Source organism: Eubacterium sp. AF34-35BH (assembly GCF_003477765.1).
Lineage (GTDB): Bacteria > Bacillota > Clostridia > Lachnospirales > Lachnospiraceae > Eubacterium_G.
Map to the genome: position 1 here is coordinate 37,016 of NZ_QUDZ01000010.1, position 10,451 is coordinate 47,466.

Genomic DNA, 10,451 nt, shown 5'->3' on the forward strand with positions numbered 1-10,451 from the left:
GGCTAATTATTTCTTTTTTGTAGTATTCTTTTTAGGGATTACCGAATTATAAATTATTTCAGGATCCGCTAATCCATTTACCACATCTTCATTTATAATACATTCTTTTATTGATTCGTCAGATGGTGTCTCATACATAATATCCATAATAACATTTTCAATAATTGCTCTAAGACCTCTTGCACCTGTTTTTCTCTTAACAGTTAATTTGGCAATAGCGTTTATCGCTTCATCTGTAAATGTTAGTTTAACTCCATCTAACTCAAACAATTTCTTATACTGTTTAACTAAAGCATTCTTTGGTTCTGTTAAAATCTTTTCTAATGCTTTTTCATCTAAATAATCTAATGTAACTGTTACCGGTACTCTTCCGATAAATTCAGGAATCAAACCGAACTTAACTAAATCTTCCGGCATAACTTCCTTCAACAATTCATCTTCAACAATTTCAGATTTCTCAGCAATTTCAGTATTGAAACCTATTGAACTCTTATCAAGTCTTCTTTCAATAATCTTATCAAGTCCTGCAAAAGCTCCACCACAAATAAATAAAATATTTGTAGTATCAATAGGGATAAGTTCCTGCTGTGGATGTTTTCTACCACCCTGTGGTGGAACGCTGGCTTCTGTTCCTTCTAAAATCTTAAGCAAAGCCTGCTGAACACCTTCACCTGAAACGTCTCTTGTAATAGAAACATTCTCTGATTTCTTTGTAATCTTATCGATTTCATCTATATAAATAATACCATGTTCTGCTCTCTCAATATCATAGTCTGCTGCCTGAATTAATTTAAGCAGAATATTTTCAACATCTTCACCAACATAACCAGCCTCTGTTAATGTTGTAGCATCTGCAATTGCAAAAGGTACATTTAAAATTTTGGCTAATGTTTGAGCAAGATATGTTTTACCTGAACCTGTTGGACCAAGTAGTAATATATTTGACTTCTGTAATTCTACATCTAAATCTTTGTCCGCCAATACTCTCTTGTAATGGTTGTAAACAGCAACTGAAAGAACTTTCTTTGCTTCCTGCTGTCCAATAACATATTGATCCAAGAATTCTTTTATTTCTTTAGGCTTTAGTAAATTGATTTCCTCATTTGCACTTTTCTTTTCATCACCATAGATTTCATCATCAACTATGCTTGCACAAATCTCAACACATTCATCACAAATGTATGCATTGTTCGGACCTGCTATAAGTCTTCTAACCTGATTCTCACTTCTACCGCAAAAAGAACAGCGCAAATTGTTATCAGTTATATTTTTATTTGCCATAATAACCTCGCATTAATCTAAATTTGAACATAAGGCACCACAGTAATTGCGGTGCCTTATTCATTCTATCTCTGTTTAATTACCTGATCTACTAAACCATATTCTTTAGCTTCATCTGCACTCATCCAGTTGTCTCTGTCAGTATCCTTTTCAACAACTTCAACGGGTTGACCTGAATTTGCTGCCAAAATGTCGTTCAATTTCTTTTTAGTCTTTAAAATGTGCTCTGCAGCTATTTGAATTTCTGTAGCCTGTCCTTGTGCACCGCCAAGTGGCTGATGAATCATAATTTCTGCATTTGGAAGGGCATATCTCTTTCCTTTAGCACCACTTGATAAGAGGAATGCTCCCATACTTGCCGCCATACCGATACAAGTAGTTGAAACATCACACTTTACATAATTCATTGTGTCATAAATAGCCATACCGGCTGTAACAGAACCGCCCGGGCTATTGATATACATATGAATGTCTTTTCCAGGATCTTCTGATTCTAAAAATAGAAGCTGTGCTACAACAACACTTGCTGTTGCATCATTTATCTCTTCTCCTAAGAAAATAATTCTGTCCTTTAATAATCTTGAGTAAATATCATATGAACGTTCACCACGTGAATTCTGTTCAATGACATAAGGTACTAATGCCATAATCTATACCTCCTTAATAAATGCTAACAAATATCTTATTTAGCTTTTTCTACTACTAACTTAGCAGCCTTTCTTGCACAGATGTCAGCTCTGATGTTCTTCTTATCATCATCTGATAATAATTCATTAACCTTATCAGCTTCCATCTGATATCTTTCAGCCATTCTCTTGATTTCTTCATCAAATTCTTCATCTGATGCTTCAATCTTTTCAGCCTTAACAATAGCTTCAAGAACTAAGCTTGACTGTACTCTTGCTTCAGCCTGTGGCTTAACCTGTTCTGTAAGCTGATCTACAGTTGTACCTGTAAACTGCATATACTGGTCAAAAGAAATTCCCTGCATAGCAATGTTCTGTGCAAATTCTTCAACCATCTGCTGGCACTGAGCTTCAATCATCTTTTCAGGAATATCCATTTCTGAATCATTAACGATTGCTTCAATTACCTTGCTTTCCTTATCAGCTTCAGCTTCCTGTGCTTTCTTTTCTTCAAGATTCTTCTTAATGTCTGCCTTGTATTCATCTAATGTATCAAATTCTGAAACATCCTGTGCGAAATCATCATCTAATTCAGGATATTCCTTAACTTTAATTTCCTTAATTGTTACTTTGAACATTGCTGGCTTTCCTGCAAGTTCTTTAGCCTGATACTGTTCTGGGAATGTAACGTTTACTTCTACTTCTTCTCCAACTTTCTTTCCAATAAGCTGTTCTTCAAAAGTATCAATAAATGAATGTGAACCAATTGTAAGTGGGTAATCTTCACCCTTTCCACCTTCAAATGCTACTCCATCAACAAAACCTTCGAAATCGATTGTTGTCTGATCTCCGTCTTCAACTGCCTTATCGTCAGCAGCTACAAGTCTTGCGTTCTGTTCCTTAACCTTATCAAGTTCAGCAGCTACATCTTCATCTGTAACTGTTGTGTCCATAGCTTCAACCTTAACTCCCTTGTACTTTCCAAGTTTGATTTCAGGCTTAAGTGTTACTTCAGCTTCAAAAATAAATGATTTTCCTTTTTCAATCTGTGTTACATTGATTTCAGGACGAGCAACGATTTCTAATTCACTTTCTGCTGCTGCATTTGCATAAGCATCTGGAATTAATTCGTTTGCAGCTTCTTCATAGAAAACGCCTGCACCGTACATTTTTTCTACCATAGCGTAAGGTACTTTACCTTTTCTAAATCCTGGTACGTTAAATTTATTCTTGTTCTTCTGATATGCTGCCTGAATGGCCTTATCAAATTCTTCTGCCGGTACTTCAATAGTAAGCTTTGCTGTGTTATTTTCTAACTTTTCTACCTGTAAACTCATTATTTTTCCTCCTTGTTATAAAAACGGGTATGAGTATCCCATTTAATTCATTGAATTTTACTCGTCATAGCCTAGTAACCTATTGACGCAGTGTATGATTATATCATATTTTCTTTTTCTTGTCACTACCTTTTAAACCACATATTTTCAACAGTATTCTACTAATTATACTGAATCTGGTCAGCTATTTTGCCACTTGTTTCCTCATCAATAAGACATGAGATTAATTCAAGTCCAAGCTCTAATGCAACTCCTAGACCTTTTCCTGTAATAATATTGCCGTCTCTTACAACACCACCGCCATATTCCTTACATTCCATCTTGTCTGCAAAACTTGGAAATGAAGTTGCCCTCTTGTCCTTCAAAATACCAAGACTGCTAAAAATACTTGGTGCCGCGCAAATTGCTGCTAACCACTTACCCTGTTCATTATACTTAATGATATGGTCCTTTAATGTTCCACACTCACTTAAATTTGTTGTTCCCGGCATTCCTCCCGGCAAGAAAATACAATCGCCCTGTTCAAAGTCGATTTCATCTATTGTCTTGTCTGCAAAGAATTTAACCTTATGAGAACTTTCAACCATTAATTCTTCCTTGATGGATACTGTAACTACATTCAACTTAGCTCTTCTAAGTAAATCCACAACCATCAAACATTCAACTTCCTCTAATCCGTCTGCTAAAAATGCATATACTGTTTTCATTTAAAACCTCCTGTTTATTTAATGTGTCAAATATAATCATTTAACCTATAATTAACATAAGTATAATAGTAAATAACCGAATTTAATTATATCATAAGGGTATAATATTTGTTATACTAAAAAATATTGTAAAAAAATTATTAATTAAATATTTTCGTAATAAATTTATTATATCTGCTGTGGGAAACATACAACATTTAAGAAAGTGCTGGTAGCCCGTCGGTTCATCAAGGCAGCGTAGTCGGCTTGATAGAACCGCTACGAGGCGGACGCAGCGGGAGCGTGCTTTCGTAATGTTGTATGTTTTCACAGCAGTGTATAAAATTGCGAAAATTTTAGGGTTACTAAGAAAGGTGGTTTCATTATAATATGGGAATGGAAATAGAAAAAAAATTTATACCTACAGATTTACCAAAAGATTTGGACAGTTACGAACATCATGTAATTGAACAGGCATATCTTAACACTGCTCCTGTTGTTAGGATTAGAAAACAGGATGATGACTATGTTCTTACTTACAAAGGTAGTGGCATGATGGCTAGAGAAGAATATAATCTTCCACTGAATAAAAAAAGTTATGAGCATTTGTTAGAAAAAGCAGATGGCAACATTATCTCAAAAGTACGCTATCTTATTCCAATTAACGACGGAAAACTTACCGCCGAGTTAGATGTTTTCAAAGGAAAATTTGCAGGAATGCTTTTAGTTGAAGTGGAATTTTCAAGTGTTGAACAGGCTGATGCTTTTCAAAAGCCTGACTGGTTTGGAGAAGATGTAACATATAGTAAAATATATCACAACAGCTATTTATCACAGATTAAGGGATAATTAAAAAACAGCACCAGCCAAAAATAAATAAGATTAATTTACTGATACCACTAATCTTTTTTTATTTTTCATCAAACTGGTGCTATTTATTATTCTGTTTTAATATTTAGTTATTCTATCTTTCCATCTTTTATTGTTATTATTCTACCGCATTTTTTTGCAACGGTCTCATCATGTGTAACAATAATCACCGTTTTTCCTTCTTTATTCAGAGACGATAGTATTAACATGATTTTTTCAGCATTTACCGAGTCCAAAGCCCCTGTAGGCTCATCTGCCATTATATATTCAGGGTCACATACCAATGCCCTTGCTATTGCTACCCTCTGTTTTTCGCCTCCTGATAAAACAGATACCTTTTTGTTTGACAAATGTTCCACTCCTACTTTTTTCATTTTTTCTAAGGCTACTTCTCTTATTTTTTTCATAGAAGTTCTACTTAACATTAACGGAAGAGATACATTTTCCATAACAGTTTCGTCCTCAACCAATCCAAAATCCTGTAATACAAATCCAATTTTTTCATTTCTAATTTTAGCCCTTTGTTTATTAGTAAAATCAGATATGTCTTCACCATCTAACTTGTAGGTCCCCTGGTCGCATATATCCAACAAGCCTATTATATGTAAAAGTGTGGATTTGCCTGCTCCTGATTTACCCATTATTGCTATCATTTCGCCATCAGTAATAGTTAAGTTGACACCATTTAACACTGATTGAATTTCGTTGTCTCCATTTATTTTATATTCTTTGTATATATTTGAAAGTTCTAATCCCATTTTCTATTCCTTATTTTTCTTATATAATTCTATAATGTTGCTTTTACCTGATTTTTTTATAAAGTCAAAAGATGAAACTGCATAAATAAAGCACAAGTTTATAACAACCACTATATACATCCAGTTTTCTATCCTACCTACTCCTTTAGGTGATGTTATTGCCGCAATTTTTCCACCAAATATAAGCATTGTAATAGCAGAAATTCCGATTACTGAAAATGTATTAAGTGTTTCAATTAACATTCGTTTATTCTTGTTCATTCCCAACATAAATAAAATAGTATAAAACTTATCATTATTTTTGCTTTGAATATAATTTATTCCACCTATCCCTGTCATTGTAAGAAACAAAAATACTATTCCTACAATTCCATTTGTAAAAAGAAATTCCCTGTTACTTTTGTTATAGTTTTCCTGCATTTGTTCTACAGATGTAATAGCACCATAATCACTTAACATTTTTATAGCACTTTGATATTTCTTACCATTGCAATATATCATTTGGGAATCCTGCGGGAAATCCATTTTTACAATTTCTGAATTGTTATAATAGCTACAATTTGGCCCATACGGCATAATTAAATCACACCCTCTTACCGTCGCTAATATTTCTTCTATTGAGGATTTTCCTGAAGACGCTGACGCATTAAATCTAACTACACTACTATCCTCTGAGATTTTTCCTACAACTTCACAAATTTGTTTGTCCGACAATACTATTGTATCTCCAACTCTAAATCGATTTCCCATAGCAATTACCGGAATATTATCACCTGTATATGACGATATATTTTGCCCTTCTATAATATTTAATTTTAACTTCTTCATAATGATGTCATCATATCCTATCACTGCTATAGCGCTATCACTTTTTGATTCTATCTTCAATTCATGCATTTCACAAACTTCTACATTTTTAAAACCTTTTTGACTAAGTAGCTCTTCAGCGGAAAAGTCATCATAGTATGTATATGGTGAAAAATAATATATGTTTTTTCCATCAAAAGAATATGCCAAATCTTTTGTCTCAAAGTAATAAAAGATTTTTCCTAAAGTGGATAATATAACTATAGAGCATATTATTATTTCCACAGTTAATAAAAATAATGACCATTTTCTTTTTTTTGTTAATCTGTATGCAATTCTTAATGTATTCATAATCACTCCACTATATTATATATAATCTCTGACTTTGTTGCCTTTTTTGCCAGAATATATGAAAAGCCTACCAAAAGAATAATTACCACCCCTGATATAATTATGTATGGCAAATAATTTTGTTGATATACTATCTCATATTTCCTTATTGTCATCTTTAAAATGGCAAACAATATATTTCCCACTAAAACTCCACTGAACATAAGAATTACCGTTTGAGTTAACGCAATATGGATTATGTCTTTTTTAGTTGCTCCACATATTGCATAGATTTTGAACTTTCTATTAAATGTACTTAACCATGCATAAGTCATACATAATACATTTATTATAACCGCTGCAAAAATCAATAAAATTTGAACAAAAGCTCCCATGAAATCTTCTGATAAAAATGGTGTACTTCTTTTCATATTATACTTTTTTACTATGGTATTTTGCGCAAGTGTCTTTTCTATTTTTGAGGAGTTTTTCCTATTATTATACTTTATCATAATATAGTCAGTAGGATAATTGTTAATATAATAATAAACAGGCAAAATGTAATTATCATATTGGGAATATGGAATTATCCCACCAATTCTTATTTTTTTTCCACCTACTTTAATGTTTTTACCTACTGGTTTTTCGTATCCTTCAATATTATCAACTTGATATTCAGCCATTAATAAATAGGGTCTATTGTCATTAATACTATAACATTGTCCTACCAGCATATGCTCTTTCCATGTTTTATTGTATTCACCTATAAGCTTACCTTCTGATAACTTACCATTTGACACACACATATCTGATATATCCTTTTCTTTTAAAGACAAATCCTCAATCAATCTAATAATATCCGAACTCTGTGTTGATTTCTGTAAATAAATTTCCACCTGGTTTTCAGTTTGCGATTGGTAATAATCGTATAAAAAATATCCTGAATAAAATAATATTCCTAAAACCGATAAAGTTATACTTGTAAATATTATTAACATCATTATACTTTTATTTTTTAACATCAACCTTATGTTATTAATAGCTAAATATACTTTTTTCACTTTATTTCCTACTTCTTCCAAACTGTATTTTTTGTTGATACCCACTTATTGTTTGTGTCATATGTTTTTGCCTTATGAGTCCAATACTTTAACATAATATATTAATTTGCGAACCTAATTTTGAACAAACTATATATGGGTCTTGTTCTCTCTTTATTGCTTTTATTAAATCTTCTTTTGAATTATATTTGTGGAATACTATATTTTTATTTAGATTTGACTTTAGAAATGTATTCTTGATTTGTCTTACATAATCTTCATCATGATTGTATATTGCTATGTTTATCATATGTTCCCCCTTTAATTTTGTTTCATTTTTCAAGACCTCCATAATTCTATCACAATTTACAGATTGTGTAAACATTAGGACTACAAAACCTCTCTCATTTATAGAACAACAAGGAATGTCCTTTAGAACATTCCTTGCCATTTAATAACTATTTTTTCTTCACTGCTACTACAATTAATCTGCCATCTTCATCCGAACCGTAGCATGTAGATAATGTTAATAACTGCTGACCAAACTTAGGTTTTACTCCTGTTGTATAAAGTGCTTTTTCCATAATTCCTGTAATATTTTTCTTGAAATTTTTGCTATTTGGTGCATCAATGAAGTTGTACCATTCATCATCCTGTTTTAAAGTAACAACAGCAAAAATCTTATAAAAATTGTCTCCGTTTTTTGTTTGGAATTCTACCTCCGGATGTTTTTTATAATATGATTTATCTACATACTGTTTTAGGGAAGCAAACAGCTGTCCATTACGCATATTATGTCCATACAATATGCAGTTACTGCTATTTATTGTGCAACGTGCATCTAAAAAAGGAGTTCCTGAACTACTATACTGTCCGTTAAAATTTTTATACAAATATTTCTTAGGATCATTAGGTGTGTGCATTACAGGGTAATCTATGGCTGTTTTCTTTATGCATACCCAGCCAATGCACTCTTTATTTTTCTTAAATAAAGCATCTAAATCTCTTCCCGATTTACTTTCATTAGAGATTTCTTTTGACAATTCTTTAAATCGTTTCTGTGCAACTTTATGACTGAAAATTTCACGACCAATTATAATTCCCGCTACTACAATAATTAATAACAATATTAAAATTATAATCCATTTAATACCTCTGCTTTTTTTCTTTTTCATTACATTTCTCCTTTTAATCTGTAACCAATTTTAGGAGAGGATTGATTACATATTTTCACACCTGCACACAGTATATTTTTAATGGTGTGCATGCAAATCATATACCTTCCCTATAGAAAGTATAGGGATTGTCATACATCATTCATATAACAATCCCTAATATTATTCTATAATTTCTTTATTGTCTCTTCCTGCTAGAAAAGCTACCCAAACAGTATCTTTGCTTATTGGCACTATGTTGTTTTCATTTGCAAAAAACTTTTCGAAACAATCATAGAAATCTTCAGCGTCCATACCATTATTTTCCTTGAAAAATTTCTGAGCATCGGTATCGCCCATCATATCCTGATATACACCATAGGCAACAGTTATGTCATCGTTAAAACCTTTTGGAACTTCTTCTGTTCCGTAATCTTTTTCAGTGGTTTTAACCCCTTCTTCTTTCAACTTTTTAGCCAAAGCCTTGTAAATGTTTTTGGCTATTGCTGAGTAGTCATGACCAATTGTTAAACTCTTTGTTTTGTCAAAGTTTCCGCTATCCAGATATGAATAGTAATTTGGTTTAACGTAGGCATTTGTCATTCCGTCTGAATAAATCCCCTCTGCACTTGTTTTCTTGAAAAATTCTTCACCTTCTACTAATTTTCCAATGGCGTTTTTTGTGTCCTTATTCTTAATGTTAAGCTTTAAGAACCAACCTGTTTCTTTGCCATACTCGTAAATATCATAGGCTTTGTTCTTTTTTATTGCATCTCCATGCTCATCTTTATTGAATAAGAACATGTCATAATCCTGTGATTTAATGAGCCTTGTTTTGTCGCTAAAATCAGCAGTTTTTATTGTGACTGTTTTGTATGAACAATTACCATTTTTACCAGGCTTTAATGTAATATTATCGTACGCCTTAACTGAATCAATAACATACTTTCCTGTACCTAACGGATAATCCTTTTCCTTTAGTGACTGATAAATAATAGGAATATTAAATATTGTAATATTTCTGCTGTCAACAGTGTTAAAAGTAAATACTAATGTTTCATCATCTGTAACTTTCACACTTGAAATTCTTGTAAGCAAATCTTTGTAAGAATTGTCCTGTGATCTAAACCACCTGTATGACTGTGCCACATTAGAAGCTTTTACTTTTTCGCCGTCACTGTAAGTTTTATCAGTATTTAATTTCACTACGGCTTCCCTGCCTTCTTTGTTGAAGGTAATAGATTTTGCATTGCAGTAAGTAATTTTGTAATTACCGTCAATATTTATTAATGGTTCGTAAACAAGTTTTTTTAGAACTGCTGCTGCCTCATCATCATGACTGTATGGATGATTGTCAGCTATGGAAGTTGAAACCCCAATGGAATATGTATCTTCTCTATCCTGTTTTAAATTAACCTTAGATGAATCACCTTTGAATACAACGTGTGATCTCTGCCCTTTCCCGGCAAAAAACGCTATGATTAACCCTATTACAACAGCAATAAAAAATACAACTATCAGGGCTATAATTTTCTTTTTTTTATCCATTTTAAAATTTTTCA

Annotated in this window: 11 protein-coding genes; 1 reads left to right on the forward strand and 10 read right to left on the reverse strand. The window is 32.3% G+C overall.

The window, feature by feature from the left end; translation table 11 throughout:
- Positions 1 to 6 precede the first annotated feature (6 nt).
- From clpX to DWZ69_RS10565, 4 genes are all read right to left on the reverse strand, one after another.
- The gene (gene clpX, locus DWZ69_RS10550; protein ID WP_118436998.1) at positions 7 to 1,281 is read right to left on the reverse strand and encodes an ATP-dependent Clp protease ATP-binding subunit ClpX; all 1,275 of its coding nucleotides are present in this window, start codon (positions 1,279 to 1,281) and stop codon (positions 7 to 9) included.
- 65 nt (positions 1,282 to 1,346) lie between these two features.
- Positions 1,347 to 1,928, reverse strand: a complete 582-nt coding sequence (gene clpP / locus DWZ69_RS10555) for an ATP-dependent Clp endopeptidase proteolytic subunit ClpP (RefSeq protein WP_022165074.1) — start codon at positions 1,926 to 1,928, stop codon at positions 1,347 to 1,349.
- 35 nt (positions 1,929 to 1,963) lie between these two features.
- A complete protein-coding gene (gene tig, locus DWZ69_RS10560; RefSeq protein ID WP_118000298.1) occupies positions 1,964 to 3,244 on the reverse strand; it encodes a trigger factor in 1,281 nt (426 codons plus the stop codon).
- Positions 3,245 to 3,405: 161 nt separating this feature from the next.
- A complete protein-coding gene (locus DWZ69_RS10565) occupies positions 3,406 to 3,951 on the reverse strand; it encodes a DJ-1 family glyoxalase III (RefSeq protein WP_022165072.1) in 546 nt (181 codons plus the stop codon).
- A 375-nt stretch (positions 3,952 to 4,326) separates the two neighbouring features.
- On the opposite strand from DWZ69_RS10565, the gene DWZ69_RS10570 reads away from it, so the two are divergent.
- Positions 4,327 to 4,779, forward strand: a complete 453-nt coding sequence (locus tag DWZ69_RS10570; RefSeq protein ID WP_118437028.1) for a CYTH domain-containing protein — start codon at positions 4,327 to 4,329, stop codon at positions 4,777 to 4,779.
- A gap of 110 nt (positions 4,780 to 4,889) precedes the next feature.
- Here the strand turns inward: DWZ69_RS10570 and DWZ69_RS10575 are convergent, their stop codons facing one another.
- The 6 genes from DWZ69_RS10575 to DWZ69_RS10600 all read right to left on the reverse strand — a co-directional run bounded on the left by DWZ69_RS10575 (position 4,890) and on the right by DWZ69_RS10600 (position 10,437).
- Positions 4,890 to 5,558, reverse strand: a complete 669-nt coding sequence (locus DWZ69_RS10575) for an ABC transporter ATP-binding protein (RefSeq protein WP_118437000.1) — start codon at positions 5,556 to 5,558, stop codon at positions 4,890 to 4,892.
- 3 nt (positions 5,559 to 5,561) lie between these two features.
- Positions 5,562 to 6,716 carry a hypothetical protein gene (locus DWZ69_RS10580; RefSeq protein WP_118437002.1) on the reverse strand — a complete coding sequence of 385 codons (1,155 nt, stop codon included), beginning with the start codon at positions 6,714 to 6,716 and terminating at the stop codon, positions 5,562 to 5,564.
- Between the two features lie 2 nt (positions 6,717 to 6,718).
- On the reverse strand, positions 6,719 to 7,756 hold the full coding sequence (locus DWZ69_RS10585; protein WP_118437004.1) for an FtsX-like permease family protein: 1,038 nt from the start codon (positions 7,754 to 7,756) through the stop codon (positions 6,719 to 6,721).
- Between the two features lie 88 nt (positions 7,757 to 7,844).
- Positions 7,845 to 8,045, reverse strand: a complete 201-nt coding sequence (locus tag DWZ69_RS12105) for a hypothetical protein (RefSeq protein WP_147337650.1) — start codon at positions 8,043 to 8,045, stop codon at positions 7,845 to 7,847.
- Positions 8,046 to 8,193: 148 nt separating this feature from the next.
- Positions 8,194 to 8,910 (reverse strand): class B sortase, encoded by a 717-nt coding sequence (srtB, locus tag DWZ69_RS10595; protein WP_118000308.1) that lies wholly within the window; start codon positions 8,908 to 8,910, stop codon positions 8,194 to 8,196.
- A 162-nt stretch (positions 8,911 to 9,072) separates the two neighbouring features.
- Positions 9,073 to 10,437: an ABC transporter substrate-binding protein gene (locus DWZ69_RS10600; RefSeq protein WP_158573384.1), complete on the reverse strand. Its 1,365-nt coding sequence runs from the start codon at positions 10,435 to 10,437 to the stop codon at positions 9,073 to 9,075.
- Positions 10,438 to 10,451 lie beyond the last annotated feature (14 nt).

What these genes read in the sequence shown, in the direction of transcription:
- DWZ69_RS10570 (WP_118437028.1), top strand. Translation starts at nt 4,327, where the DNA reads ATGGAAATAGAAAAAAAATTTATACCTACAGATTTACCAAAAGATTTG.
- DWZ69_RS12105 (WP_147337650.1), bottom strand. Translation starts at nt 8,045, where the DNA reads ATGATAAACATAGCAATATACAATCATGATGAAGATTATGTAAGACAA.
- srtB (WP_118000308.1), bottom strand. Translation starts at nt 8,910, where the DNA reads ATGAAAAAGAAAAAAAGCAGAGGTATTAAATGGATTATAATTTTAATA.
- tig (WP_118000298.1), bottom strand. Translation starts at nt 3,244, where the DNA reads ATGAGTTTACAGGTAGAAAAGTTAGAAAATAACACAGCAAAGCTTACT.
- clpP (WP_022165074.1), bottom strand. Translation starts at nt 1,928, where the DNA reads ATGGCATTAGTACCTTATGTCATTGAACAGAATTCACGTGGTGAACGT.
- DWZ69_RS10565 (WP_022165072.1), bottom strand. Translation starts at nt 3,951, where the DNA reads ATGAAAACAGTATATGCATTTTTAGCAGACGGATTAGAGGAAGTTGAA.
- DWZ69_RS10600 (WP_158573384.1), bottom strand. Translation starts at nt 10,437, where the DNA reads ATGGATAAAAAAAAGAAAATTATAGCCCTGATAGTTGTATTTTTTATT.
- clpX (WP_118436998.1), bottom strand. Translation starts at nt 1,281, where the DNA reads ATGGCAAATAAAAATATAACTGATAACAATTTGCGCTGTTCTTTTTGC.
- DWZ69_RS10575 (WP_118437000.1), bottom strand. Translation starts at nt 5,558, where the DNA reads ATGGGATTAGAACTTTCAAATATATACAAAGAATATAAAATAAATGGA.
- DWZ69_RS10580 (WP_118437002.1), bottom strand. Translation starts at nt 6,716, where the DNA reads ATGAATACATTAAGAATTGCATACAGATTAACAAAAAAAAGAAAATGG.